The sequence below is a fragment of the Halomonas sp. DP8Y7-3 genome, assembly GCF_019801675.1.
GTDB classification, from domain to species: Bacteria; Pseudomonadota; Gammaproteobacteria; order Pseudomonadales; family Halomonadaceae; genus Halomonas; species Halomonas litopenaei_A.
Genome location: NZ_JAHVIO010000005.1, coordinates 15,711 through 41,051 on the forward strand (window position 1 = coordinate 15,711; position 25,341 = coordinate 41,051).

Genomic DNA, 25,341 nt, shown 5'->3' on the forward strand with positions numbered 1-25,341 from the left:
GCTCAAAGTGCTCATTTACACCTAGTAAACTGCGCTTTCTCACCGATTTTTGCCTTGTCTAACCTTCGCTCGTCGACTTTTCGGACAAAGCCTAAGCCACCAGGCATGCGGTAGCCCGCATGCCTGCCCACCTTCCGACTGACACCTATGAATCTACTGGACAAGCGAGCGCTGTATCTGCACGAGGTCTGCAGTTGCGGGGGGATTCGCGCAGCGGCTGAGCATCTGCATGTCAATCCTTCTGTGATCAGCCGCCAGGTGCGAAGCCTCGAGCAGGAGTTAGGCATGGCCCTGCTGGAAAAGCAGGGCCGTCACGTGGTGCCGACAGAGGCCGGCAAGCTTGTGGAAGAGAGCTACCTGGCCCAGCGTCGGCTGCATTCGGAACTCGGTGATACGCTGTCCCGGCTGCGCAACCTTCAGCGTGGCAAGGTGGTGGTGTCGGTGGGAGATGGCTTCGTCGATAGCTTCATTCGCCATGTCATGCAGCGGGTGGCGGCGCAGTTTCCCGATGTGTTGATCGATATTCGCACGGGCATCTACTACCCCCGAGAACCACATGAAATGGTCGCCAATGATGAAGTCGACATTGCGGTCACCTATGGGCCGGTATCCGACCCCAGGCTTGTGGTGCACTCTTTCGAGCGAGGGGCGTTGTGCGCCCTGGTGGCTCCACAGCATGCGCTGGCGCAGTACGATGCTGTCAGCGTCACACAGCTGCTTCAGCACAAGTTGATCTTCCTGCCGGACGAGTCCGGGTCCCAGCGTTTTGTCGATGCGATTTTTCGTGCGTCAGGATTGCTGGCCACGCCCTCATACCGCTGCAATCTGCATTCGATCTCTCGACGCCTGGCCTGTGCCGGGATTGGTGTCGCATTCATGACCGCTGCGGCAGCAGGCCGAGAAGTGCGAGCGGGAGAGCTGGTCGCCATTCCCATCGACCACCCCATGGCCAGGGCGAGTCAGGGGAATCTGGTGCGCAGAGCCGGCAGGCGGCTGTCGCCGGCTGCCAGCTATCTGTGGAAGGTGATGTTGGCGATGCAGTGATCAGCTTGCCATCATGTAGACCCCGGGTCCGATCGGCCAGCCCATGGTCAGCCAGAACATCAGGAAGGCGCTCCAGGTCAGCAGGAAGGTGATCGCCATGGGCAACATCGTGGCAATCAGGGTTCCCAGCCCCATATCCGGTTTGTAGCGCTGCATGTAGACCAGGGCGACCGAAAAGTAGGGACTCATCGGCGAGATGATGTTGGTGCTTGAGTCGCCAATCCGGAACATCGCCAGCACGAAGGCCGGGTCAAAGTCGATCATCATCAGCATCGGCACGAACACCGGTGCCATCAGTGCCCACTGGGCCGAGCCGCTGGTCATGAAGACGTTGAGCACGGCACTCATCAGGATGAAGGCGCCAACCAGAGGCAGGCCGGTGAAGCCTGTGCTCTGCAGGATGTTGGAGCCTTCAATGGCAATGAACTGTCCCAACTCTGACCACTTGAAGTAGGCAATGAACTGCGAGATGGCGAAGAACAGCACCAGCGTGGGAGCCAGCTCGCTGGCCGCCTCGGCCATGCGCTGCGGGACGTCACGGCTGGTCTTGATCTTGCCCACCGCGATGCCGTAGACCAGACCGATGGCGACGAAGTAGCCGAACATCAGCGGTACCAGCGACTTCAAGAACGGTGACGGGATCAGTCCGCCCTCATCGTTGCGCAGAGGCGATGCCTCTGGCAGCACGGCCAGCAGTACCAAGGCCAGATAGACCAGCGTCGTCAGTCCCACACGCTTGAGACCGCGCTTCTCGTCGGCGCTCAGTTCGTGGGTCTCCACCTCAGCGGTAAAGTCCTTGCCAAGCGGCAGGGTCCGCTGCAGCCGCGGTTCGATCACCTTGTCGATCACCAAGGTGCCTACCGTGGCAAGCACGAACACGGAGCAGGCTACGAAGTAGTAGTTGTCCACTGGAGAGATGTACGCCTCTGGATCCACCAGTCTCGCCGCATCGGTGGTAATACCGGCGAACAGCGCATCCCCGACCGTGATGAAGAGGCTGGCGTCGAAGCCCGCCCCAGCCGCTGCATAGGCGGCGGCCGCACCGGCAATCGGATGCCGACCGACGGAGTAGTAGACCATGGCGGCCAGGGGAATCAGGATCAGGTAGTTGGCATCCGAGGCGATGCTGCCGCAGATGCCCGCCAGAAACACGCAGAAGGTGAGCAGCGACGGCGGCGCCTTGGCCACGCTGACCTGCATCAGGGTCGACATCAAGCCCACCTTGTCGGCGAGACCGATACCGAACATCACCACCAGGATCAGGCCCAGGGGCGGGAAGTTGACAAAGTTGCTGACGACGCTGGTCAGCATGAATTCCAGTCCATCTGCAGAGATCAGGCTTCGCACGTGGACCACGGCATCCGTCTGCGGGTTGACCGCCGACACGCCCAAGGTGGCGAGAATGGCAGAGACCACCACCACCACGGCAGCCAGGATGGTGAACAGAATGAAGGGATGAGGCAGTTTGTTGCCTACACGCTCAATGGAGCTGAGGACGGCTTGCATGGCTCTTGACCTTGTTATGAGGTTGTCTGAAACGTTCACTCGCGGACACAGCAACAGAATGTTGTCGATGGTGTCTGTTCTGCTACCGCCGGCACCGGTAGGGGCCGCTGTTAGTTCGCTTGCATCAGGTGTTGCGCCAATGCCACGAAGGTGCCGCCTGCGACCGGCAGGATCTGGTCGTTGAAGTCGTAGTGCTCGTTGTGCAGGTAGGCACTGTCACCGTTACCGACAAAGAAGAAGCAGCCAGGGACCTGCTGGAGATAGAACGCAAAGTCCTCTGCCCCCATGGTAGGCATGTAGTCCAGTTGCTGAATGTCGTCACTGACCTGCGCTTCCTTTGCCGCAGTAAGAACCTTCTCAGCCCATTCCGGGTCATTGACCAACGGCGGAATCTGGTGCTCGTGGAACATCTCGAAGCTGGCGCCGTGGGCGCTGCAGACTCCGTCGACCACCCGTTCGAGCTGTCCGGCCAAGGCCTCGCGGGATGAGGCGCGATCGCTGCGGATATTGACGACCAGTTCGGCTTCGCCGGGAATCACATTGGCGGCCTCTCCAGCATGAAAGGCCGCGACGGTGATGACCCCGGCCTCGAGCGGAGACTTGTGACGTCCCACCAGTCCCTGCAGCTGCTGGACAATACTGGCGCCGACGTAGATCGGGTCCACCGCGAGGTGCGGCATGGCGGCATGCCCGAAACGTCCCTTGATGGTCACGCGGAAGGTGTCATTGCCCCCCATCGCCGGTCCTGGCTTGACGAAGACTTGGCCAGCGGGGAAGCCGGGGCGATTGTGATAGCCGAAGATGGCGGACACGCGGGGATTGTCGAGGACTCCTTCCTCGATCATGCGCGCGGCACCATTGCCACCTTCCTCGGCCGGCTGAAAGATCAGCTTGAGGTGGCCGCACAGAGCGTCTCGACGCTGGATGATGGCTTCGGCCGCCAGCAGCAGGGCGGCGGTGTGGCCGTCATGGCCGCAGGCATGCATGAGGCCCGGATGGCGTGAACCGTGGTCAAAGGTGTTGGCCTCCTGGATGGGCAGTGCATCCATGTCGGCCCGAAAGGCGATCACTGGCCCGATGCGCCCGGTATCCAGTTCCGCCAGGACGCCCGTCCCGGCGATGTTCTCGGTGACCTTGTAGCCGAGCTCCTTGAGTCGTGATGCCACGATCGCGGCGGTGCGGTGCTCCTCGAACTTGAGCTCGGGATGGCGATGCAGATCCTGTCGCAGTGCCACACTCTCGTTGACCTGTTGCGCGGTGAACATGCTGGGTCCTTGTTGTTGACGATGATCCATGGACGCTTGACGTCGCTGAGCAGTGCCAAGGTAGGGGAATCAGCGTCACGGATGCAGCGGTCAACAGGCATGCAATTGTTGCTTGGTGGTCAACAGTTGTGGCGTGTCAGAAACGATCAATCACCGTAGCGCCCACCCCCTTGAACTGATCCATGCTGGTGAGCCGGGCGGGAGTGTCATCCAGCGTGATGCGATCACCCACCAGCAGCGATGGATTCAGCTGCCCCTGCTGGATCATCCCCAGCATGGCGTCATAGCGGTGAGCCTGCATGCCGTGGCTGCCGACAAGTTCAAGCTCCTCGGCGATCACCTTGTGCATGGGGATCGCCGGTGCCCGGTGCTCCCCAGCCAGCAGCCCAACCTGTACGTGTCGGCCTCGGGTACGTAGTCCCATGATCGAGTTGCTGCAGGTGACCTGAGTGCCCAAGGCATCAAAGGAAAGGTGAGCGCCGCCGGCACTGATGTCTTGAATGGCTTCCACCACATCCGATCTTTGCGAGGCATTGATCGTGGCAACGGCGCCTAGTTTCTTGGCCATCGCCAGTGCGCCGTCCGTGATGTCGATGGCGATGACCCGGGCGCCAAGCGCCGAGGCGATCATGATCGCAGACAGGCCGACGCCACCACAGCCATGCACGCTGACCCACGCACCGGCAGACACGCGCCCCTGATCCACCACTGCGCGGAAGGCTGTGGCAAAACGGCAGCCGAGACTGGCGGCGGTGGAAAATGACATGTCCTCTGGCAGCGCAACGAGGTTGAGGTCGGCGTGATGCAGACTGGTGTATTCGGCAAAGGCCCCCCAGTGAGTGAAGCCCGGTTGAAACTGCGAGTGGCAGACTTGCTGATGGCCTGCACGACACTCGTGGCAGCGCCCGCAGCCGCTGACGAAGGGCACTGTGACACGGTCGCCCTCTTTCCATTGCGTGACGTCCTTGCCGGCGGCGACCACGACACCCGCCATCTCGTGGCCGGGGACATGGGGGAGGGTGATATCCGCATCGTGGCCCATCCAGCCATGCCAGTCACTGCGACACAGCCCAGCCGCTTCGACCTTGACGACCACGCCATGGGGCTCTGGTGCAGGATCCTTCACCACCCGAACACTGGGTAACTGCTGGAACTTTTCAATGACAACGGCACGCATGATCGACTCTCGCAAAGGCTGAATGTGTCGTTCCATGCTAGAGCGTTGGCCAGGAATTGCTTTGCTATATTTTCTTGAGAGCCCGCAATGTGGAAAGTATCTTTTATTTCTACAAGGTTTATTGGGAGAACATTGCGTGAGTGGGCTGGACAGGAAAAATCTACAGCTGCTTGATCTGTTGCAGCAGGACGGTCGAATCACCAATGCGCGTCTTGCCGAGGCGCTGTCATTGAGCGAGACACCATGCTGGCGACGGTTGAAGCGTCTTGAGCAAGACGGCGTTATCTCAGGCTATCAGGCAACGCTTGATCGCAAGCGTCTCGGGCTAGGGGTGATGGCGTTCGTTCAACTCAATTGCATGGCCCATGACGCCACCACGGTGGCGGCGTTCGAGAAGGTGGTGATCGACAGCCCGAATATTCTGTCATGCCACAATACGACCGGAGATGATGACTTCCTGCTGATGGTCGTCGCTCGAGACCTGGAGGACTACAGTGACTTCATCGAGCGCGTGTTGCGGCGCTTGCCGGGCGTCACCAACATTCGCTCCAGTCTGTCCCTGCGGGAAATCAAGTCCACCAACCGGCTGCCGCTGGGCTAGACACGGCGGAGTGCACTGGCGACCTGGCGCGTCATGCGCGCCGGACGCTGCTCCGGAGCATCGGCGTCACCGGCAGGGTCAGCTGCTGCGGAGGGGTGTCCGGGTGATCGATCTGGGCCATCAGGAGTTCGGTGGCGCGCATGATCATGGTCTGTACCGGTTGCTGCAGAGTGGTCAGGGAGTGACTGGGCCAGGCGGCCATGGGCACATCATCGAAGCCGATGATCGATACGTCCTGTGGGATGCGCAGCTGAAATTCGCTCTGCAGCACCTCCATGGCCGCGATGGCCATCAGGTCGTTGGCGGCGAACAGGGCGTCGGGCGGAGTGGGGTGGGTAAACAGGCGGCGAGTCGCCTGACAGGCGTCTGCGTACTGATAGTTGCCCACGTCGCAGGCATGCAGTGTCTGGCCTGCCGCTGCCAGACCCTCTTCCAGTCCCGCCTGCCGTTGGCAGCTGGTAGACGTGGCGGGAAGACCCGCCAGGTACGCCACGCGACGGTGGCCTTGTGAAGCGAGGTGTCGGCCCGCCCAGTAGCCCCCTTGATAGTTGTCGCAGGCCACCTGACTGATGCCGGCATAGTCCACGGTACGGTTGATGATGACCACGGGGATTTCGTAGTCGGACACCACGGCGGCTTGCTCCTCCGTCATGGTGATGGCGAGCATGAGAATGCCTTCCACCTGACTGCGCAGAATGTCTTCCAGCACGGCATCGAAGCCATCGCTGGCGGGGGCAGAAAACAGCAGCAGGTGATAGCCCTGCTGCCGAAAGAACCGTGATGCCTGTTCGAGCATGAAGCTGTAGAACGGATTCTCCAGGCTATACACCACGACGGCGATGGTCCTGCTGGAGCGAGTGATCAGGGAGCGCGCGATGGTATTGGGGCGATAGCCGAGCTCTCGAGCGGCTTCCATGACCTTCCGGCGCGTCTTTTCCGATACCTTCGCCTCGGGAGAGAAGGTGCGACTGACGGCAGACTGCGAGACACCGGCCAGGCGGGCGACATCGCGGGAGGTGACGGATTTCTTTTTCATCGAGGCATATCTTGTCGGGTGACTGTATTGCCGGCGCTCACGCCGGCTCAATACGCTCCAGAGAAGCATAGGTGGCGATCTTGTCGATATAGACCTGAGCGTTGGTCTTCACCGACTCGACCTCTTCCTCGGTCAGCTCACGCACGCGTTTGGCGGGACTGCCGAGGATGAGCGATCGTGGGGGAAAATGTTTGCCGGAGGTAATCAGGGCTCCGGCGCCAACGATACTCTGCTCCCCGATCACCGCTGCGTTGAGGATGGTAGCATTCATGCCGACCAGCACCTCGTCGCCAATTCGGCAGCCGTGCAACATGGCCAGGTGACCAATGGTGACACGCTGGCCAATGGTCACCGGCTCACCGGGGTCTGTGTGGACCACGCAGCCATCCTGCAGGTTGCTGCCGGCGCCTACCAGGATGGGGGCATTGTCGCCACGCAGGACGGCACCTGGCCAGACACTCACGTCTGCTCCCAGCTGCACGTCACCGATCAGGGTCGCCTCGTCCATCACCATGGCGTCGGCGGCGATATCGGGGGACGCGCCCCCGAGTCGATAAAGCGTCACAACCCATCTCCTTATGCGGGTGCTGATATTGGCATGCTCAACGGTGGGCCAAGCCTAGAACCCGACCTGATCCCCGCCCTTGAGTCCAAGCATCTGGCGCGCCTCGTGGGGTGTGGCCACCTCGAGAGACAGGCCTTCCAGAATCTCGCGGACCTTGGTCACCTGGCTTGCATTGGTCTCGGCCAGCTTGCCCGGCCCAAGCCACAGCGAGTCCTCGAGACCGACGCGCACGTGTCCACCCATGGCAGCGGCTTGCGCTGCAATGCGCATCTGGCTGCTGCCGGCCCCCAGCACAGACCATTCATAGTCATCGCCGAACAGGCGGTCTGCGGTGCGGCGCATGTGCATGACGTCTTCAGGATGCGGCCCGATGCCACCCAGGATACCGAACACGCTCTGGACGAAGACGCGGCCCTTGGCGACACCACGGTCGAGCAGATTGCGCAGCGAATACAGGTGACCGATGTCGTAGCACTCGCATTCGAAGCGGGTGCCATTGGCATCGCCAAGCGTCATGGCTTTTTCGATATCAGCGAAGGTGTTCTTGAACACCAGGTCACGGCTATTGGCCAGGTGATCGCGCTCCCACTGATGGGTCAGCTCGTTGTAGCGATCGAGCATCGGGAACAGGCCGAAGTTGATCGATCCCATGTTCATGGACGCCAGCTCAGGCTTGAACTCCATGGCGGGGCGCATACGTTCTTCCACCGTCATATGGGGGCTGCCGCCGGTGGTCAGATTGATCACCGCGTCGCAGGAGCTCTTGATCCGTGGCAGGAAGCGCTCGAACATCGCCGGATCCTGGGTCGGCCTGCCATCCTTGGGGTCCCGGGCATGCAAATGCAGCACCGACGCGCCAGCCTCGGCGGCGGCGATACCTGCCTCGGCAATCTCCTCGGGGGTGACGGGAAGGTAGCGAGACATGGACGGGGTGTGAATGGCGCCGGTGACGGCGCAGGTGATGATGACCTTGCGTTTTGTAGCCATTTCCGTGAAGTCCTCTAGCAAAGTGAGCACAGCGGCGTGAACGTTGCCGCATGACGTGTGCGGTTTAGCGTGGTGTCGTAGCCTGCTGATGGGCGAGCAGTGCCATCAAGCGGCGATCACGCCAGGCCTGGCGTTCACCCAGTTCGTGTGTGGGGAGCAAGGCGCGGCGCTGCTCGTCCAGTGCCTCCAGGGTGGCGTCGAGCCAGGGGTCTTCCTGTCCGCGCTCGCGATCGATATCGCGATACAGCGGGCCGTAGCGCTTGCCGTAGTCGGCAATGCCCGCAGGCGCATTGAGGTCGATGGTCTCGAAGGGGCCCATGAAGGACCAGCGCAGGCCAAGCCCGTGTTTCATGGTCTTGTCGAGGTCCTCGGCGGACACCACGCCATCACGGAACAGCCGCAGGGCTTCGTTGAGCAGCGCCCCTTGCAGGCGGTTGAGGACAAAGCCTGCCACCTCCTGGTGGACCAGAATCGGGACCTGGCGCGCTTGTTCCATCAGGGCCATGGCCCGCTGAACACTCTGTTCACTGGTGGCTGGCGTCGGTACCACCTCTACCAGAGGAATCAGGTAGGGCGGGTTGACCGGATGTGCCACGAGGCAGCGCTGAGGGTGCTCCAGGTGATCGGTAAAGCGCGAGGCGGCGATCCCCGAGGTGGAGCTGGCCAGCAAGCAGTCACTGCTGACCACCGCCTCCAGATCGCGGTAGATCTGACGTTTCGCGGTCACGTCTTCCGGCCCGCACTCCTGGATGTAGATGGCATCCTGCATGGCCGAGACGAGGTGGCTGTCAAAACGAATTCTGGCCATGATCGCCACTGGATCATCGATCAGCCCTGCGTCAGCCAGGTCCGTCAGCGACTGCTGGATCGCTGCAGATGCCCTGTCCAGGGCCTCTGCATCTACATCAAACAAGGTGACGGGCAGCTCTGCTCGAGCGAAGACGATGGCCCAGGCGCGACCAATGAGTCCTGCGCCGACCACACCGATGGAAGTCGTCATGAGAGCGTCCTGAGGTCAGAGGGATTCGACGTTGGCACAGACACTGAGCGCCTGCCCCGAGATGTTGGATCCGCCTGGTGCAGCGAGGAACAGCGCCATGGCGGCGATATCCGTCGGGTCTACCATGCGGCGCATCGATATCTTTGAGAGGTTCTCGGTCTCCATCTCCTCGTAGCTGATCCCACGCTTGGCCGCTCGATCCTCAATGACCTTGGTGATCCGTGGGCCGCGCACGATGCCCGGAAGAATGGCATTCACACGCACGCCTTCCGGACCAAGCTCGCAGGCCAGGCTCTTGGTCAGGCCGACCACGGCCCATTTGCTGGCGGCATAGGGGGTGCGATAGGCGAACCCCAGGCGGCCAGCCACGGAGGCCAGATTGACCAGCAGTCCCTGACTATCACGCAGCAAGGGCGCTGCACGATGTGCGACCCGGTACTGTCCGTTGAGGTTGATATCGATGGTCTGGGTCCAGCTGGCGTGGTCGATGTCCTCGATGCCTGCCGTCGGGCCAGCAATACCGGCGTTATTGACGACCACGTCCAGGCCCCCCAGGGCCGATGCATCGTCGAACAGGCGAGCGACATCCTCGTCGTTGCTGACATCGCAATGGGTGCGTGTGATGTGCGGCGGCAGGGCATCCAGCGCCTTGTCATCGATGTCGCAGACGTGAACCCGAGCACCGGCTTCGGCAAAGGCGCTGGCAATGGCAAGGCCAATGCCCGACGCGCCGGCGGTCACCAGTACGCGCAGTCCCTGGCGGGGGCGAAGGCTTTCTACAACACTCATGGGGTCTCTCCTTGTAGGGTTACAGCGACGGCAGCCAGGTCGACAGGGCCGGCAGCAGACTGATGATGAGCAGGTTGATCAGCACGATGGCGACGAAGGGCATGACGGCCCAGGTCAGCCGCGCAATGCCGATATTGGTGATCTGAGAGGCCACGAACAGGTTGAGCCCGACCGGTGGGGTAAACATGCCCATGGCCAGGTTGACCACCATGATGATGCCGAAGTGAATCGGGTCGAAGCCGTAGCTCACGGCAATGGGCAGCAGGATGGGCACGAAGATCAGGATGGCGGCCGCCGCCTCGATGAACATGCCAGCGAGCAGCAGCAGCAGGTTGGCCAGCAGGATAAACAGCAGCGGACTGTCGATGGCCGAGATCACGAAGTCGGAGATCATGTCCGGCACTCTGAGGCTCTGAAGAATGCGTCCATACAGTCCGGCGGCAGCGATGATGCTGAGAACCACCGCTGTGGTTACTGCGGATTGACGCAGAATGCCCACCAGACTGTCGAGCTTGATCTCTCGATAGATCACCGTGCCGATGACAAAGGAATAGGCCACCGCGATCACCGCTGCCTCGGTCGGTGTAAACACCCCACCGTAGATGCCGCCAAGGATGATGACCGGCATGAGGATGGCGAGGATGGCTTTCTTGCCGGCGCGCCAGACGTCGCTCAGTGAGCTTTTCTCGCCACCGCCAAGACCGTTGGCGCGGGCAAAGAAGTAGGCAAAGACCAGGAGGGTCAGGGTAACCAGAATGCCAGGCAGGATGCCGGCAATGAACATGTCGCCAACGGACACGTTGGCCGCGATGGCATAGAGGATCAAGGGAATACTGGGAGGGATAATGACCCCCAGAGCGCCCGATGCCGCCTGATTGGCCGCCGCATAGCCACCGGGATAGCCCTTGGCCAGCATCGCGGGAATCAGGATAGAGCCGATGGCTGCCGTGGTGGCTGCCCCGGATCCAGAAATCGCAGCAAAGAACAGCGACGTGACGATGGCGACCATGGCCAGCCCGCCCGTCATGCTGCCGACCAGGGTATTGGAGAAATCGACCAGGCGCTTCGAGATGCCGCCGCCCTGCATCAGGTAGCCCGCGAGGATGAAGAACGGAATCGCCATCAGCGGGAAGGAGTTGACCGAGGCAATCAGCTGTTGTGCCACGATCAGCATCGGCATCAGGTCGCCTTGCCACACCGTCAGGGCAGACGCCAGTCCCAGCGAGAAGGCAATGGGAACACCCACCACGAAAAGAGAGATAAGGGTCAAGAACAGCATGAGGGCCATGATCAGCTGACCTCCTGCAGTCGCTGGACGGGTTGTCCGAGGGCTTCATCAATCAACAGCCCCAGGCTATTGATCAGAATCACGACGCCGCCGGCAGGAATGGCCAGGTATGGCCACATCATGGAAATGCGCGTGCTTGGCGCCGTCTGGCTGGCCACTCGGCCGACCAGCTCGAGGCCATACTTGATCATGACGAACGCAAATAGTGCCGAGCACAGCACGATCACGATCCGCAAAAGCCGAGCCAGGCGCTCTCCTGCATATTCGAGCACGATGTCGACGGAGATCAGGGCGCCATGACGATAGGCGTAGCCGGCACCGATAAAGGTTAGCCAGAGCATCGAAAAGCGAGCGATTTCATCGGAGAAGAACAGCGGGCTGCCCACCACGAAGCGAGCGAACACCTGCCAAAAGATCAGTACGGTCATGATCAGCAAAAGCAGGGCGAGCCCCCAGCCGATCAACCGATTGAAGTGCCAGATCGCCGTGTTGGCGACACGCAGAAAGGAGTGCATGAAGGGCCTCGCAGAATGCAGTGCCCCCTGACCAGCTGGCTGGCCAGGGGGCCGGGTACTCAGTGCTCGAAGTTGATGGCCGCGTCGACCAGGTCTTCGCCGACGGTCGGGCCCCACTTGGCGATAACAGGACGCACGGCCTCGCGGAAGGGCGCCAGGTCAGGTTCGGTGACCGTCATGCCCAGGTCAGCCAACTCGCCCTTGTAGCGTTGTTCCAGCTCCTGGCTGGCCTGCCGCTGAACCGGCAGTGCGATTTGAGCGGCCTCCAGAATCAGGGCCTGGTCGTCTTCGCTGAAGGAGTTGAACAGGTCCAGGCTCATCATCAGCGGCGCCGGTGAATAGACGTGCTGGGTGATGTTCAGGTAATCCTGAACCTCGTAGAAATTGACGTCGTAGATGGTGGCCAGAGGGTTTTCCTGGCTGTCCATGACGCCCTGTTGCAGCGCTGTGTAGACCTCGGTCCACGCCATTGGCGTGGCGTTGGCGCCCAGCGCTTCCCAGGTATCAACCTGCACGCGGCTTTCCTGCGTGCGGTGGTTGATCCCTTCCAGGTCGCTGGGCTGCTCCAGCGCGCGCACGGAATTGGTGTTGTGACGGAAGCCATTCTCCATCCACGCCAGGAACTTGACGTTCATCTGGTCTTCGGCGAGTTGGGCCAGCTGGTCACCGTATTCGCTGTCGAGGAAGGCATAAGCATGCCCGTGATCCTCAAAGATGTAGGGCAGGTCGAACAGCAGGAATTCATCGACAAAGCCGCCCATGGGGCCGGTCGACGCGATGCCTGCATCGATGATGCCAAGCCCCATCCCCTCGATGACTTCACGCTCGGCCCCCAGCGCATTGTCATAGTGGGGCTCGATGGTCAGCCGGCCTTCCGACAGACGCTCCAGCTCCTCTCCGAACTTGAGCACTCCGATGCCCTGCTGGGAGTCGGGTCCCAGCGGCAGGCTGACATCGATGGTCCGCTCCTGCTGGGCGAAGGCTGCGCTGGACAGCCCGATGGCGGCGGTCAGGACGGTGAGGCGGAAAGGAAGGGAGTTGAATTGGCGCATGATGCTCTCCTGTTATCGTTGTGATGCCCTGGGGTGGGGCGGCCGCTGCCGGGAGGCGTGCCTGTGTGACGGGCAGCAAGGGGAATCACTTTTAAAGGCTTGGGAATACGTATTCAACATCAAAGTTTTTGTGTCTTTGGTTTTTGTTTTTAAGACCATGAAAATAAAGTAAATATACTTTAGTAGTGCTGAGTGAATACGTAGTCTTTAATTTTTCGGAATCATGATGCGAATGTCGCGGATGAAGGCATTGGGTGTGGGCTATGGAAGGGGCCGATGACGGTCGAACAGGGCGGTCGCCCAGGATGGTCAGTCAGAGCAGTCACTCCGGGCGGTCAGTCCGGGGGATAGTCAGGCGCTGGCAAGGGGCGGTTCGGGGGGAAGAGGAAAAAAGCGAAGACATCGTCAAGCTGTCATAGGGTGCTGATTGACTACACTGAGGACGGCCCTGGCGGGGGTCACTTTTCGGTGCGAAAAGCCGTGGCATGAGCTGGCAAATGTGGTTAGCATGCGCCGTCCGGTAGTAGGGTAGGGGCATGTCTCGAGGACGTGCCCTGTGGGCGAGGCGCCAAGCACCTCAACCGGGCCCATTAAGCGAGTCCACGTCACGGGTCGGGCCCGCTGGCTTGCTCGGAGGAGCGAGTCAGGGAGTCTGTCGAGAAGGGCTGCTCAACAGGTCTATCCATCCTCTCTATTGTCTGTGGATGGATCGTTGTATTCAGGCGGGAGCGTATCAACATGTCGAAAGTGATCATCATTGGTGCCGGCGGTGTCGGCAGTGTCGTCGCCCACAAGTGTGCCCAGCTGGACTCGGTGTTTACCGATATCCTGTTGGCCAGTCGCACCGAGTCCAAGTGCAAGGCTATCGCCGAGCAGCTGCCGCGCCCCATCCGCACGGCCCAGGTCGATGCCGACAACGTGGCTGAACTGACGGCGTTGCTCGAGGCAGAAAAGCCCGAGCTGGTCATCAATGTCGCCCTGCCTTATCAGGACCTGAGCATCATGGATGCCTGCCTGGCAGCGGGTGTTCACTACCTCGACACGGCCAATTACGAACCCCTTGATACCGCCAAGTTCGAGTACAAGTGGCAGTGGGCCTACCAGGAGCGCTTCCAGCAGGCGGGGCTGACGGCTCTGCTGGGCAGCGGCTTCGATCCGGGCGCCACCAACATGTTCACCGCCTATCTCGCTAAGCACTATTTCGACGAGATCGAAGAGCTGGACATCATCGATGTCAATGGCGGCGATCATGGTTATCCCTTCGCCACCAACTTCAACCCGGAGATCAACATCCGGGAGGTCAGTGCCGAGTGTCGTCACTATGAGAATGGCGAGTTCGTCACTACCCCGCCGATGTCCAAGATGGCGCGTTTCAGCTGCCCTGAAGAGGTCGGTGACTACAACATCTACCGTCTCTATCACGAGGAGCTTGAGTCGCTCTCGAAGCACTTCCCGAGCCTCAAGCGGGCTCAGTTCTGGATGAGCTTTGGTGACAGCTATCTCAAGCACCTTGAAGTGCTGAAGAACGTCGGTATGACGGGGATCGAGCCGGTCGACTATAACGGCCAGGAAATTGTGCCTATCCAGTTCCTTGCCAAGCTGCTGCCCGACCCTTCCACCCTGGGACCGCGCACCAAAGGCAAGACCTGCATCGGCACCGTCGTCCGCGGCAAGAAGGACGGCCAGGAAAAGGTCATGTACCTGTATAACATCTGTGACCACGAGGCATGCTATGCCGAAGTCCAGTCCCAGGCCATTTCCTACACCACCGGCGTGCCCGCGATGATTGGCGCCAAGATGATCCTCGAGGGTCACTGGAAGCGTCCCGGTGTGTGGAACATGGAACAGTGCGATCCCGATCCGTTCATGGCCGACATGAATGCCTACGGCCTGCCGTGGAAAGTGGTCGAGCTGGATCCCTCCTTCCGTCTTGACGTACAGAAGGGCGAGGACCTGTAAGGCGTGGAGATCCTTCAGTTCACGGATATCTCGCGGCTCGATACCCGCGCGCTGCCATCTCCCTGCTATGTGGTGGATGAGGTGGCGGTGGAGCGCAACCTGCGGATTCTCGCCGAGGTGGCCGACGCCAGCGGGGCCAAGGTGCTGTCAGCGCTCAAGGCCTTCAGCATGTGGCATTTCGCGCCGCTGGTGTCGCGCTACCTGAGCGGCACCTGTGCCAGTGGTCTGCATGAAGCCCTGCTGGGCCATGAGCACTACGAAGGCGAAGTGCATGTCTTTGGTGCTGCCTACAGCGAGGCCGATCTGATCGAGATCCTGAAGATCGCTGATCATGTGGTGTTCAACAGCTGCGCGCAGTGGCAGCGCGCGCAGCCGCTGGTGCAGGCAGCGCTGGAGCAGCGGCCTGGGATCAAGTTCGGCTTGCGCATCAACCCGGAGCACTCCGAGGGCGATGTGCCGATCTATGATCCCTGTGCTCCCGGCTCACGTCTGGGTATTGTGCTGTCGGAGCTGGATGAAGCGACCCTGGATGGTATCACCGGTCTGCATTTTCACACCCTGTGCGAGCAGGATTTCCCGCCGCTCGAGCGAACGCTGGCGGCGGTGGAAGAGCGCTTCGGCCACCTGCTTGGTCGCATGGAGTGGGTGAACTTCGGTGGTGGCCACCACATCACCCGGCCCGACTACCAGCGCGACGACCTGGTGCGCTGCATTCGCGCTTTCGCAGAGCGTCACCAGGTTCAGGTTTACCTTGAGCCAGGCGAAGCGGTGGCGATTGGGTCCGGCGTGCTGGTCACCACGGTACTGGATACCACCTTCAATACTCTCGATCAGGCGATTCTCGATACCTCTGCCACCTGTCACATGCCGGACGTGCTGGAAATGCCCTATCGGCCTGGTCTGCTGGGGGCAGGGGAACCTGGTGAGCGGGCTCACACCTATCGTTTGGGAGGCTTGACCTGCCTGGCCGGTGATGTGATCGGTGACTACAGCTTCGATGCCCCTCTCGAGATAGGGCAGAAGCTGGTGTTCAAGGACATGGCGCACTACACCATGGTCAAGACCACCACCTTCAATGGCACGCGTCTGCCGGCCATCGCAGTGTGGAACTCGGACACCGGAGCCCTGCAGGTCATCCGCGAGTTTGGCTACCAGGACTTCCGCGAACGCCTGTCCTGAGGTTCAAACAGGAAAGGCTGAGCTGGCGATGCTGAGTTGACGGCTTAAGCTGCGCAGGCTCGATCGCAACGTCGTCGCCCCACATGACGCCCGCCCCGTTCGGCAAGACCGAGCGGGGCGGGCGTTTTCTGTTGGCGCCTTGATGGCCAGCTAGGCCAGGGGGGCTATCAAGAGGGACCGCCTAGAAACCTTCGAGCACGACCTTGCCCTTGGCCCGGCCGCTCTCGATCAGGGCATGGGCACGTTTGAGGTTGGCGGCGTTGATGGTGCCAAAGGACTCAGTAGCGGTGGAGCGAAGGTGCCCGGTATCGATCAGGTGCGCCACCTTGGCGAGAATCTCTCCCTGGCGGGCGATGTCGGCGGTGGAAAACAGCGGGCGGGTGAACATCAGCTCCCAGTGGATGGACACCGCCTTGGGCTTGAACGGCACCACGTCGAGGGAGGCCGGGTCGTCGATCAAGCCAAAGCGACCCTGGGGCGCAATCAGTTCTGCTATCTGGGGCGCGTAGCCCTCTGAGGCATTGGTCGAGAACACAAAAGCGGGAGCGCCGAGGCCAAGGGCATCGATCTGTGCCGGCAGAGGTTGATGGTGATCGATGACATGGTGGGCCCCCAGCTCCTTCACCCATTCCTGGGTTTCTGGCCGTGACGCCGTGGCAATGACGGTGTAGTCGGTCAGTGCGCGCAGCAGCTGGATAGTGATCGAGCCGACGCCGCCGGCCCCGCCGATGACCAGCATTGCGCGAGCGGCGCCGGGGACCGGGTCGTTGATCTTGAGCCGATCAAACAGCATCTCAAAGGCGGTCAGAGCGGTGAGGGGCAGGGCAGCGGCGGCCGCGTTGTCGATGGAACCGGGTGCCTTGCTGACGATGCGTGCGTCCACCAGGTGGTACTCACTGTTCGTGCCCGGGCGAGAAATATCCCCGGCGTACCACACTCGGTCGCCCACTTGGACAGAGGTTGCCTTGTCGCCGACAGCCACCACCTCTCCGACTGCATCCCAGCCGATCACCGCGGCCAGGCCTTGCTCGGGCGCTCGTGACTGGCGGATTTTGACGTCGACGGGATTGACCGAAACGGCCTCGACCTTGACCAGCACGTCGTGCCCGCTGGCTTGAGGCACCTCTTGCGCGAGATCCACCAGGGCGTCGTCGCGATCGATAGGGCCTGGGGCGTAGTAACCGATAGCTTTCATGGGATCTCCATAACAGTGGGGATTGGGATATGAGCAACACCTTAGCCTGCTATGGATATTCCGAACACCGTCAAATGCTAAACACTCTTTTCGGGATGTAAGGACAATCGACGCAACGACAGTCTGGCGGTGCCCCCTGCTTCACGACGTGATAAGCAGGGGGCATCTTGGCATTGCGGCGGCCCCGGTCGGCACGGTGGCCGGGAGATGCGGTCAGTCGATCAACCCCTGGTCGGCGAGAAACTGCTCGGCGACGGTTTCCACGACGTCGCGGTTGACGTCCACCTGCTCGTTGAGTCGCGTCATGACGTCATCGTCTAGCGTGGCGGCAAGTGCATTCAGCTGGGCCGCCAGCTCTGGGTGGGTGTCCAGCGCTTCCTGGCGCACCACGGGAGTCATGGCATAGGGGGGGAAGAAGCCCTTGTCATCGTCAAGAATACGCAGGTCGAAGGCCGACACTCGTCCATCGGTAGTCGTGACCATGGCGATGTCGACCTGGTCGTCTCTGAGGGCGGTATAGGTCAGGCCCGTATCCATGCGCTTGATATCGGAGCGGTCGAACTGAAAGCCGTAGATGTCCTGCATCGGACGCAGTCCATCGGGGCGCGCATAGAATTCGGCATTGGAGGCAAACAGCAGCTCTTCGCCTGCGTTGATCGCCGACGCCATGTCCGAAATGCTGGTGATGTCCATGGCCTCGGCATCGGCCTCACGCATGGCGATGGCATAGGTGTTGTTGACGCCGGAAGGCTCAAGCCAGGCCAGCCCCTTGTCGGCGTCCAGGGCCTTGACGCGATCATAGGTCGCCTGGGCGTCCAGCTTTTCGTCAACGCCATTGAAGACGATCAGCGAGGTGCCGGTGTACTCCCAGTAGACGTCCACCTGGCCGTTTTCCTGTGCCTGCCGCAGCACCGCGGATCCCATGCCGGCGCGTTTGTCCACGTCGTAACCCAGATGCTCCAGGTACTGGGCGGTCATGCTCGAGATGATCTGCTGTTCGGTGAAGTTCTTGCCGCCGACCACGATCTCATCGTCGGCCTGGGCGGTGGCGGTCAGGAGGGCGAACAGGCCCGTGGTAATTGTTGTTTTAGCGAAGTGTTGTAACGGCATTCTGACGTCCGGCTGGAAATTGAGCCTTGATTCTAGCCCAAGTCGACAGGCTGCCAAGGGACTGGGTACGAGTCTTCGCAATGGGGGCGATTGCCGATGTAAATGCCTGGCGCGCCGAGACATCGCTACCATGATGTGGCACATCTGCCTACGGAAGGCCTTATGGAAATTGAAGCGTTCATCAACCGCTATCGGCAGGGACTCTGCGGACTCCAAGGGATGCCCCCCGTTGACGCCCGGCGTGGCTACGAGCGTCTGTGCCAGAGCTTTCAGCTGAACAGTGCCACCATCGCCGACGAGGCCACCACCATTGCCGGGGTGCCGGTGACCAGGCTATGGCCACGGGACGGCCCGCGCCAGGGCGGTGGCGTCGTAGTGTACGCCCATGGTGGCGGCTGGACGCTGGGGTCCAGCCGCAGCCACCGTGGCGTCGCTGAAGCCCTGGTGCAGGCCCTGAGCCGGGAAGTGGTCAGCGTTGACTACCGCCTGTTGCCCGAGTCGTCCTACAGTGACGCTCTATCGGACGTGCTCGGCGTGTGGCAGGCCTGTGATCCTGTCGCCGCGGTGGGGGACAGCGCTGGAGGTCGGCTGGTTCTGGATGCGGCGGCGACACTGGCTCGGGAGGGCGCCGGCGTGCCGCCGCTGGGGTTGATCTATCCGGTGGTCGGCACGCCACAGGCGTCTCTCTTGGGGGCAGACGCGCCGCTGCTGAGCCGCGATGACGTCCTGGCGTTGTGGACGATGGTCGCGGCAACGGTTCCCGCCCATGATGGGTACCTGCCGCCATCGCAGCATATGCATGTGCTGGCGGCCGAGCATGATCCGCTGACGGCAATGATAGAAGGCGCCGTAGCGCAATGGTCCCGCACCTCGGCGCAGGTATCACTGGAAATCGCTAACGGCATGGTGCACAGCGCGTTGCATGGCCTTCCCTGGCTGCCGTCCCTGCAGCTGGCCTGGGGGCGTTTCTGCTCCAGGCTCGGTGAATCCATCGAGGCCGACGGGGACGGCCGGTAAGGAGCGCGCGCGGGAGCGCCACAACTCCTGCGGAAGCCTCGTCCGGGCGGGTATCCGCCGCAGGGTTTGAATGGGGGTAGGATGGAAGAGACATAGGGCGAAATGGGTGTAGGGTTGAACGGGTGCCTATGAGAAGCGCTCGAGCGCAAGGCAAGGCGCGCAACATCGCTTCGACTGACCCTCTCTGCCATTCGAACCGTCGCTTTGGTGATATCGAGGTAAGTGCCACGTGAACAGCATGAGACGATGGAGGGTCGCTGGCCTGGTCGGACTGGGCGTGCTGGCGGTAGTGGGCCCGAGGGCGGTCGATACCGTTCGTCCGATGACCTTTGTCCAGTCCAAGGTCACTCCCAATCTCTACCTGGTCAGACATCCGGTCAGCGACCGGCAGGCGCTCTATCAAAGTGTGCGCCACAAGGCCATGGAAAGGATGTCGGTAGAGTTTGTCGGTAACGAGCACGCTTACCGCAGTAGCCCCTATTCCCTGCTCTTCTACGAGTACACGGACAATGGCGTGTTGTCGCTGTTTGGCGGTGCTGGAACCGCCTATTTTCTAGAGAATCATGACGATTCCGGAGGCTTTGGCTCGGAACAGCTCAGGCTATATGCCGAGCAGCACATCGCCGATTTTGATATCCGTTTTTGCGATGGTACGACGGGGTATCAGGGCGTCATGACATACTCCTGGCAGGGGGTGTGGGCCGGAATCGACGTTATCGTCGATACCTGTCCGCCATTGACGAGCTCAGAGCCGGCCGATGCCGAAGTGGCCACCGAGCGCGGAGCGATGCTGTAACGGAATTCTCGGTGCCGTGGCGGGCTTTATCGAGTGAGGTGTCGTTTACCTGCTTCCCTGGGGTAAGGGCCGTGGCTACACTTGGGCCCTTATGCCAGTAAAAGGATCCCTCATGGTCAGCAAGCGGCCTGGTTACGCCAGAATCAAGGAGCATTTGCTATCTCATATCGAAGAAGGGACCTTTTCTGCTGGCGATCGCATTCCCGCCGAAAATGCGCTCGCTCGGGAGTTCGGTGTCAGCCGGATGACCGCCAACAAGGCCATCAGGGACCTGGTGCAGAGCGGTCTGCTGGTCAGGCGCGTCGGCTCTGGCACCTATGTCAGCCAGCGCAAGTCCGAGTCGTCCCTGTTCGATATTCGCAATATTGCTGACGAAATTCGCTCGCGAGGTGGCGAGCACTCCAGTGACATCATCGCGCTCGAGGAGGTGGAGGCGTCTGAGGAGGTGGCGGTCTTCCTTGGCGTGAAGACCGGGACCATGGTGTTCTACTCCGAGATTCTGCATCGGGAAGATGGCGTGGCCATTCAGCTCGAGCGACGCCACGTCAATCCTCGACTGGCACCGGACTACCTCAAGCACGATTTCACGCGGCAGACCCCAAACGCCATCCTGGTCGCGCGCTACCCCGTCACCGACGTGGAAAACAGCGTCGAAGCGATCAATCCGACGGCTGAAGAAACGCGTCTACTCGAGATCCCGCCTCATCAGGCCTGCCTGCTGGTCGTGCGTCGTACCTGGTCAGGAGAGCTTCTTATCAGCTATACCCAGCTTCTCCATCCTGGACATCGCTACAAGCTGAACACCTCCCGCCACGGTTGATGGCACGGCCAAACCTTTGATGCTGCTCTGCGCTGCGTCCTCATCCGCCGTGCCGATTGTCCCGCCATGCGGTCGCTTCACGCTCGCCCTTCACGGGTAGCGTCCAGGTGATGGCGTCTCGGTACAGAATGGGTCGGTGCATCAAGATGTATATACCAATTTGTGCCTGCCAAGCCATCTTCGCCTGTTCTTCCTTTGACTTTAGTCTACTTTTAGCCCCTGCCTGAATATTGGGTTTGATAGTAAAAACAAAGATTTCTTTACTTTTTTGCGAGTTGGCAAAATATTGTCGCTGTGCCTCAGGCTTTTATGACGACCAAGATATGTATATACATATTGTGTGGCTCGTCGAGATCGTCGTGCCACGTCTCAATAACAAGACGCTGGAGGACTGGCACGATGAAGCCATTGGAAGGGGTCACCATTCTTGATCTGTCGAGGGTGCTGGCGGGGCCCTATTGCACCGCGATGCTGGCGGACCTGGGGGCGGACGTCATCAAGGTCGAGTCGGGCCATGGTGATGACAGTCGTCACATTGCGCCCTATGTCCAGGGGGAAAGCCTGTACTTCTCGATGCTCAATCGCGGCAAGAAGAGTGTATGTCTGGACCTCAAGGATGCCACCGATCGCGAGCGTTTCTTCACTTTATGCGAAGGGGCGGACGTACTGGTGGAAAACTTCCGTCCGGGCGTGACCGAGCGCCTGGGTATTGACGAGAAGAGTCTGGGTGAGCGCTTTCCGTCGCTGATCTACTGCTCGATCTCGGGCTTTGGTCAGACGGGCAGCATGCGGTCAAAGCCCGCCTACGACATCATTGCGCAAGCACTGTCGGGACTGATGGCTGCCACCGGTCCCGAGGGAGGACACCCCACGCGGATTGGCGAATCGCTGGGAGATGTCTGTGCTGGCATGTTTGCGAGCTGGTCAATCTGTGCCGCCCTGTTTGCACGGGAGCGGGATGGAGAACGCCTTGGCTGTCACCTTGACGTGTCGATGCTCGATTGTCTGTTTGCCATGCAGGTCACCAATCTGGCGCAGTTCATCGCTGGTGGCCCCACGCCTGCGCCTATCGGCAACCGTCATCCGCTGTCCGCTCCGTTCGATAGCTTCGAGGCCAGCGATGGCCAGGTGATTATCGCCGTCATCAATAACCCGCTGTTTGCCCGCCTTGCCGAGTGCATGGAAGCCCCTGAGCTGTTGACCGATCCGCGCTTTGCCAATGACGAGCAGCGTTGCATCCATCAGGCCGCACTCAAGGCCGAGATCGAACGCTGGACCCGTCACTACTCGGTGAAAGACGTCTGTTCGCGTCTAGATGAAGCAGGGGTTCCCGCTTCCCCCATCTGGGACATTGCCCAGCTTGCCGAATCACAGCATGCCGAGGATCGCCAGCTGTTACTCGACATGGGGCAGTGGAAGTCCCCCGCCCAGCCGGTTTTCTTCAATGGTCAGCGGGTCGTCTGCCATCGCCCCGCGCCGACGCTCGGTCAGCACACCGTGGACCTCGATCAGGAGATTGACGCATGAACTTTACCTTCAATGAAGACGATATCGCGTTTCAGGATGCCGCCCATCGCGTCTGCGCCGATGTGCTGAAGACCCATGCAGCCCGTTACGACGAGACCCGGGAATTCTGCCAGGAGAGCCTGCGTGCCCTGGGCGAGCTGGGCTTCTGGAGCATGAACCTGCCTTCCGAGTACGGTGGTGTCGATATCTCCAGTATTGGCATGTCCCTGGCAGTGGAGGAAATTGCCTACCACTGTGCGGCGACCTGCTCGTCGCTGACGGCGCACTTTCTCGCCACCGACTCGGTACTGATCGGTGCCACCGAGGCACAGCGGCAGGCGCTGCTGCCGCTGTGCGCAAGCGGTGAGAAACTCGGCGCTTTCGCGCTGACCGAACCTGGTGCCGGTTCCAATCCTGCCGAGATGCGAACCCGCGCGGTGCGCACCGCTGACGGCTGGCATCTGACTGGCACCAAGCACTACATCACCAATGGCGCCTTCGCCGACTTCCTGGTGGTCTACGCCAAGACTGACCCTGACCAGGGACATCGCGGTATCTCGGCCTTCCTGGTAGATCGTCATACGCCCGGGATCAGCTTCTCCAGCCCAGAAAAGACCCTTGGTCTGCGCGGCAGCCACATCTACGAGATCGGCTTTGACTGTGTGCTTCCCGATGACGCCCTGATGGGGGAGGAGGGCGCGGGATTCGCGACCGCCATGGAAGTGCTGGACCGAGGACGTGTCGAAGTGGCGGCGATGAGCGTGGGGATTGCCCGAGCTGCCTATGACGCCTCCATCGCCTGGTCGAAGGAACGCATCATCGCAGGCAAGCCGCTGGGCCGCCACCAGGGCATTCAGTGGATGTTGGCCGAGATGCATGCCCAGTTGGAGGCGGCACGGCTGGTCACCTACAAGGCGGCGGATGCACGTGATTCCGGGCAGCGCTTCAGCCTAGAGTCCGCGGTAGCCAAACTGGTGGCGTCCGAGGCTGCGGCCAAGGTGACCGATGCCGCGGTGCAGGTACATGGCGGGTATGGCTACATCAGCGATCTGCCGATCGAGCGCTATTACCGCGATGCGCGCATTACGCGGATCTTCGAGGGCACCTCGGAAATCCAGAAGATCATCATCGGTCGAGCCATCACGGCGTAACACCCGAACAAGGAGGTATCACCATGAAAATCCTCGTCGCGGTGAAACGCGTCATCGATTACAACGTCAAGATCCGGGTCAAACCGGACCACTCCGATGTTGACCTCAGCAACGTCAAGATGGCCTTGAATCCCTTCTGTGAAATTGCGGTGGAAGAGGCCGTTCGTCTCAAGGAAGCGGGAGTCGCCAGTGAGGTCGTGGTGGCAAGCATTGGCCCCCAGGCCGTCCAGGAGCAGTTACGTACCGCACTGGCGCTGGGAGCCGACAGAGCCATCCACGTCGATGCCCCGGCGGCGCTTGATGCGTTGGTCATCGCCAAGCTGCTGCAGGCGGTGGTCGCAGCGGAAAAACCTGGTCTGGTGCTGCTGGGCAAGCAAGCGATCGACTCGGACAACAATCAGACCGGGCAGATGCTGGCTGCGCTGATGGGCGTACCCCAGGGCACCTTTGCCTCCCAGCTGAGCGTTGAGGGTGATGCGCTGCGGGTCACCCGCGAGATCGATGGTGGGCTTGAGACACTGGAGCTGACGCTGCCGGCGGTCATCACTGCGGATCTGCGCCTGAATGAGCCACGCTACGCCAAGCTTCCGGACATCATGAAGGCCAAGAAGAAGCCGCTGGATCGCTGGACGCCGGAGGAGCTGGAGGTCGTCGTGACGGCTCACCAGCGGCTGCTCAAGGTAGAGCCCCCCGCCGAGCGACAGGGAGGCATCAAGGTGAGCTCGGTCAGCGAGCTCGTGGAGCGACTCAGAAACGACGCCAAGGTGATCTCATGAAGCTACTCGTACTGGCCGAACATCATCAGGAACAACTCGCTGCGGCCACTGCCAAGGTGGTGGCTGCCGCCAGGCAGATCGCGGACTGCCAGCAGGACGCCAACGTCGAGATCGACGTTCTGGTAGCAGGCCTTCAGGTCACTGAAGTGGCGCAAGGCGCTGCCGGCATCGAGGGCGTGAGTCGGGTTCTGTTGGCAGATTCATCCGTCCTTGACCATCAACTCGCCGAGCCTATGGGCGAGCTACTTGTCACCCTTGCCGACGGCTACACCCACGTGCTGGCAGCGGCCTCGACCACGGGCAAGAACGTGTTGCCGCGTTTGGCGGCGCTCAAGGACGTGGCACAGCTTTCAGAGATCGTGGCGGTGATAGACGAGGACACGTTCAAGCGGCCGATCTATGCAGGCAATGCCATTGCCACTGTCCAGAGCCTGGACCCCATCAAGGTCATCACCGTCAGGGTCACCGCCTTTGAGGCAGCGGCCAATCGCGACCAGACCGCTCCAGTGTCGGTGCTGCCTGTCACGGCTCATAACGAGCACTCGCTCTTCGTCAGTGAGTCCCAGGCCGCCAGTGACCGGCCGGAGCTGGGCTCGGCCAGGGTCGTCATTTCCGGCGGTCGTGGAATGGGAAGTGGCGACAACTTCGCTCTGCTCGACGGTATCGCCGATGCCCTTGGCGGGGCCATTGGTGCTTCGCGGGCCGCGGTCGACGCCGGCTATGTGGCCAACGACCTGCAGGTGGGGCAGACCGGCAAGATCGTCGCGCCCGAGCTCTATATCGCCGTCGGCATCAGTGGGGCGATCCAGCACCTGGCGGGAATGAAGGATTCCAAGGTCATCGTGGCCATCAACAAGGACGAGGAGGCGCCGATCTTCCAGGTAGCCGACTACGGCCTGGTGGCCGATCTGTTCCAGGCCTTGCCGGAGTTGGAAAGCGCTTTGCAACGCCGCTAGACAGCCTGCGCAGACGACGCAGACACCAAGCGACGGGCCGGAGCATGGTCG

The 25,341-nt window shown here is 61.2% G+C and carries 24 protein-coding genes; 11 read left to right on the forward strand and 13 right to left on the reverse strand.

All coding sequences use genetic code 11. From position 1 onward, the window contains the following. Positions 1-147 precede the first annotated feature (147 nt). Entirely contained in the window at positions 148-1,044 is an 897-nt protein-coding gene (locus tag KUV86_RS08940; RefSeq protein WP_222164317.1) for a LysR family transcriptional regulator, read from the forward strand. Here the strand turns inward: KUV86_RS08940 and KUV86_RS08945 are convergent, their stop codons facing one another. The 3 genes from KUV86_RS08945 to KUV86_RS08955 all read right to left on the reverse strand — a co-directional run bounded on the left by KUV86_RS08945 (position 1,045) and on the right by KUV86_RS08955 (position 4,992). Further along, positions 1,045-2,550: an AbgT family transporter gene (locus KUV86_RS08945; protein ID WP_206944810.1), complete on the reverse strand. Its 1,506-nt coding sequence runs from the start codon at positions 2,548-2,550 to the stop codon at positions 1,045-1,047. Positions 2,551-2,660: 110 nt separating this feature from the next. Continuing rightward, the gene (locus KUV86_RS08950; RefSeq protein WP_222484520.1) at positions 2,661-3,815 is read right to left on the reverse strand and encodes a M20 family metallopeptidase; all 1,155 of its coding nucleotides are present in this window, start codon (positions 3,813-3,815) and stop codon (positions 2,661-2,663) included. A gap of 136 nt (positions 3,816-3,951) precedes the next feature. Further along, positions 3,952-4,992: a zinc-dependent alcohol dehydrogenase family protein gene (locus KUV86_RS08955; RefSeq protein ID WP_222484522.1), complete on the reverse strand. Its 1,041-nt coding sequence runs from the start codon at positions 4,990-4,992 to the stop codon at positions 3,952-3,954. A gap of 136 nt (positions 4,993-5,128) precedes the next feature. On the opposite strand from KUV86_RS08955, the gene KUV86_RS08960 reads away from it, so the two are divergent. Next, entirely contained in the window at positions 5,129-5,593 is a 465-nt protein-coding gene (locus KUV86_RS08960) for an Lrp/AsnC family transcriptional regulator (protein ID WP_206944808.1), read from the forward strand. Positions 5,594-5,624: 31 nt separating this feature from the next. On the opposite strand, the gene KUV86_RS08965 is transcribed toward KUV86_RS08960, so the two are convergent. From KUV86_RS08965 to KUV86_RS09000, 8 genes are all read right to left on the reverse strand, one after another. Further along, on the reverse strand, positions 5,625-6,629 hold the full coding sequence (locus KUV86_RS08965) for a LacI family DNA-binding transcriptional regulator (protein WP_222164315.1): 1,005 nt from the start codon (positions 6,627-6,629) through the stop codon (positions 5,625-5,627). Between the two features lie 37 nt (positions 6,630-6,666). Next, on the reverse strand, positions 6,667-7,194 hold the full coding sequence (locus KUV86_RS08970) for a gamma carbonic anhydrase family protein (protein WP_222484524.1): 528 nt from the start codon (positions 7,192-7,194) through the stop codon (positions 6,667-6,669). A 54-nt stretch (positions 7,195-7,248) separates the two neighbouring features. Beyond that, the gene (locus KUV86_RS08975) at positions 7,249-8,181 is read right to left on the reverse strand and encodes a 3-keto-5-aminohexanoate cleavage protein (RefSeq protein ID WP_222484526.1); all 933 of its coding nucleotides are present in this window, start codon (positions 8,179-8,181) and stop codon (positions 7,249-7,251) included. Between the two features lie 64 nt (positions 8,182-8,245). Continuing rightward, positions 8,246-9,181, reverse strand: a complete 936-nt coding sequence (locus tag KUV86_RS08980) for a 3-hydroxyacyl-CoA dehydrogenase (protein WP_222484529.1) — start codon at positions 9,179-9,181, stop codon at positions 8,246-8,248. A gap of 15 nt (positions 9,182-9,196) precedes the next feature. Continuing rightward, a complete protein-coding gene (locus KUV86_RS08985; RefSeq protein WP_206944803.1) occupies positions 9,197-9,970 on the reverse strand; it encodes an SDR family oxidoreductase in 774 nt (257 codons plus the stop codon). Between the two features lie 19 nt (positions 9,971-9,989). Further along, positions 9,990-11,258: a TRAP transporter large permease gene (locus KUV86_RS08990; protein WP_222164312.1), complete on the reverse strand. Its 1,269-nt coding sequence runs from the start codon at positions 11,256-11,258 to the stop codon at positions 9,990-9,992. Between the two features lie 2 nt (positions 11,259-11,260). Next, the gene (locus tag KUV86_RS08995) at positions 11,261-11,773 is read right to left on the reverse strand and encodes a TRAP transporter small permease (RefSeq protein ID WP_222164311.1); all 513 of its coding nucleotides are present in this window, start codon (positions 11,771-11,773) and stop codon (positions 11,261-11,263) included. Between the two features lie 59 nt (positions 11,774-11,832). Further along, positions 11,833-12,825 carry a TRAP transporter substrate-binding protein gene (locus KUV86_RS09000; RefSeq protein WP_222484530.1) on the reverse strand — a complete coding sequence of 331 codons (993 nt, stop codon included), beginning with the start codon at positions 12,823-12,825 and terminating at the stop codon, positions 11,833-11,835. Between the two features lie 738 nt (positions 12,826-13,563). Between KUV86_RS09000 and KUV86_RS09005 the strand changes: the two genes are divergently transcribed. Continuing rightward, on the forward strand, positions 13,564-14,784 hold the full coding sequence (locus tag KUV86_RS09005) for a saccharopine dehydrogenase family protein (protein ID WP_222164309.1): 1,221 nt from the start codon (positions 13,564-13,566) through the stop codon (positions 14,782-14,784). Positions 14,785-14,787: 3 nt separating this feature from the next. Further along, positions 14,788-15,963 (forward strand): carboxynorspermidine decarboxylase, encoded by a 1,176-nt coding sequence (nspC, locus tag KUV86_RS09010; RefSeq protein WP_224852000.1) that lies wholly within the window; start codon positions 14,788-14,790, stop codon positions 15,961-15,963. A gap of 181 nt (positions 15,964-16,144) precedes the next feature. Here nspC and KUV86_RS09015 read toward each other — a convergent pair whose 3' ends face one another. Together KUV86_RS09015 and KUV86_RS09020 are read right to left on the reverse strand one after the other, a co-directional pair. Continuing rightward, a complete protein-coding gene (locus KUV86_RS09015) occupies positions 16,145-17,158 on the reverse strand; it encodes a zinc-binding alcohol dehydrogenase family protein (protein ID WP_222484531.1) in 1,014 nt (337 codons plus the stop codon). A 213-nt stretch (positions 17,159-17,371) separates the two neighbouring features. Further along, positions 17,372-18,268, reverse strand: a complete 897-nt coding sequence (locus KUV86_RS09020; protein WP_206944797.1) for a glycine betaine ABC transporter substrate-binding protein — start codon at positions 18,266-18,268, stop codon at positions 17,372-17,374. 162 nt (positions 18,269-18,430) lie between these two features. Here KUV86_RS09020 and KUV86_RS09025 point away from each other — a divergent pair, with 162 nt between their 5' ends. The 7 genes from KUV86_RS09025 to KUV86_RS09055 all read left to right on the forward strand — a co-directional run bounded on the left by KUV86_RS09025 (position 18,431) and on the right by KUV86_RS09055 (position 25,290). Continuing rightward, positions 18,431-19,285, forward strand: a complete 855-nt coding sequence (locus KUV86_RS09025) for an alpha/beta hydrolase fold domain-containing protein (RefSeq protein WP_222484532.1) — start codon at positions 18,431-18,433, stop codon at positions 19,283-19,285. A gap of 238 nt (positions 19,286-19,523) precedes the next feature. Continuing rightward, positions 19,524-20,081 carry a hypothetical protein gene (locus KUV86_RS09030; protein WP_222484533.1) on the forward strand — a complete coding sequence of 186 codons (558 nt, stop codon included), beginning with the start codon at positions 19,524-19,526 and terminating at the stop codon, positions 20,079-20,081. Between the two features lie 112 nt (positions 20,082-20,193). Beyond that, positions 20,194-20,901, forward strand: a complete 708-nt coding sequence (hutC, locus tag KUV86_RS09035) for a histidine utilization repressor (RefSeq protein ID WP_222239443.1) — start codon at positions 20,194-20,196, stop codon at positions 20,899-20,901. Positions 20,902-21,300: 399 nt separating this feature from the next. Next, positions 21,301-22,428, forward strand: coding sequence for a CaiB/BaiF CoA transferase family protein (locus KUV86_RS09040; RefSeq protein ID WP_222164304.1), 1,128 nt, complete (start codon positions 21,301-21,303; stop codon positions 22,426-22,428). Further along, complete coding sequence (locus KUV86_RS09045; protein ID WP_222164303.1) at positions 22,425-23,558, forward strand: acyl-CoA dehydrogenase family protein; 1,134 nt, start codon at positions 22,425-22,427, stop codon at positions 23,556-23,558. Before KUV86_RS09040 ends, KUV86_RS09045 begins: the two co-directional genes overlap by 4 nt. 23 nt (positions 23,559-23,581) lie before the next feature. Then, positions 23,582-24,334, forward strand: coding sequence for an electron transfer flavoprotein subunit beta/FixA family protein (locus KUV86_RS09050; RefSeq protein WP_222164302.1), 753 nt, complete (start codon positions 23,582-23,584; stop codon positions 24,332-24,334). Then, positions 24,331-25,290: an electron transfer flavoprotein subunit alpha/FixB family protein gene (locus KUV86_RS09055; RefSeq protein ID WP_222484534.1), complete on the forward strand. Its 960-nt coding sequence runs from the start codon at positions 24,331-24,333 to the stop codon at positions 25,288-25,290. The genes KUV86_RS09050 and KUV86_RS09055 overlap by 4 nt, the downstream gene beginning before the upstream one ends. Positions 25,291-25,341 lie beyond the last annotated feature (51 nt).

Bases quoted from the DNA above. Each gene is read 5' to 3' on its own strand.
- KUV86_RS08940 (WP_222164317.1), top strand. From the start codon at position 148: ATGAATCTACTGGACAAGCGAGCGCTGTATCTGCACGAGGTCTGCAGT.
- KUV86_RS08945 (WP_206944810.1), bottom strand. From the start codon at position 2,550: ATGCAAGCCGTCCTCAGCTCCATTGAGCGTGTAGGCAACAAACTGCCT.
- KUV86_RS08950 (WP_222484520.1), bottom strand. From the start codon at position 3,815: ATGTTCACCGCGCAACAGGTCAACGAGAGTGTGGCACTGCGACAGGAT.
- KUV86_RS08955 (WP_222484522.1), bottom strand. From the start codon at position 4,992: ATGCGTGCCGTTGTCATTGAAAAGTTCCAGCAGTTACCCAGTGTTCGG.
- KUV86_RS08965 (WP_222164315.1), bottom strand. From the start codon at position 6,629: ATGAAAAAGAAATCCGTCACCTCCCGCGATGTCGCCCGCCTGGCCGGT.
- KUV86_RS08975 (WP_222484526.1), bottom strand. From the start codon at position 8,181: ATGGCTACAAAACGCAAGGTCATCATCACCTGCGCCGTCACCGGCGCC.
- KUV86_RS08980 (WP_222484529.1), bottom strand. From the start codon at position 9,181: ATGACGACTTCCATCGGTGTGGTCGGCGCAGGACTCATTGGTCGCGCC.
- KUV86_RS08985 (WP_206944803.1), bottom strand. From the start codon at position 9,970: ATGAGTGTTGTAGAAAGCCTTCGCCCCCGCCAGGGACTGCGCGTACTG.
- KUV86_RS08990 (WP_222164312.1), bottom strand. From the start codon at position 11,258: ATGGCCCTCATGCTGTTCTTGACCCTTATCTCTCTTTTCGTGGTGGGT.
- KUV86_RS08995 (WP_222164311.1), bottom strand. From the start codon at position 11,773: ATGCACTCCTTTCTGCGTGTCGCCAACACGGCGATCTGGCACTTCAAT.
- KUV86_RS09000 (WP_222484530.1), bottom strand. From the start codon at position 12,825: ATGCGCCAATTCAACTCCCTTCCTTTCCGCCTCACCGTCCTGACCGCC.
- KUV86_RS09005 (WP_222164309.1), top strand. From the start codon at position 13,564: ATGTCGAAAGTGATCATCATTGGTGCCGGCGGTGTCGGCAGTGTCGTC.
- KUV86_RS09015 (WP_222484531.1), bottom strand. From the start codon at position 17,158: ATGAAAGCTATCGGTTACTACGCCCCAGGCCCTATCGATCGCGACGAC.
- KUV86_RS09020 (WP_206944797.1), bottom strand. From the start codon at position 18,268: ATGCCGTTACAACACTTCGCTAAAACAACAATTACCACGGGCCTGTTC.
- KUV86_RS09025 (WP_222484532.1), top strand. From the start codon at position 18,431: ATGGAAATTGAAGCGTTCATCAACCGCTATCGGCAGGGACTCTGCGGA.
- KUV86_RS09030 (WP_222484533.1), top strand. From the start codon at position 19,524: ATGAGACGATGGAGGGTCGCTGGCCTGGTCGGACTGGGCGTGCTGGCG.
- hutC (WP_222239443.1), top strand. From the start codon at position 20,194: ATGGTCAGCAAGCGGCCTGGTTACGCCAGAATCAAGGAGCATTTGCTA.
- KUV86_RS09040 (WP_222164304.1), top strand. From the start codon at position 21,301: ATGAAGCCATTGGAAGGGGTCACCATTCTTGATCTGTCGAGGGTGCTG.
- KUV86_RS09045 (WP_222164303.1), top strand. From the start codon at position 22,425: ATGAACTTTACCTTCAATGAAGACGATATCGCGTTTCAGGATGCCGCC.
- KUV86_RS09050 (WP_222164302.1), top strand. From the start codon at position 23,582: ATGAAAATCCTCGTCGCGGTGAAACGCGTCATCGATTACAACGTCAAG.
- KUV86_RS09055 (WP_222484534.1), top strand. From the start codon at position 24,331: ATGAAGCTACTCGTACTGGCCGAACATCATCAGGAACAACTCGCTGCG.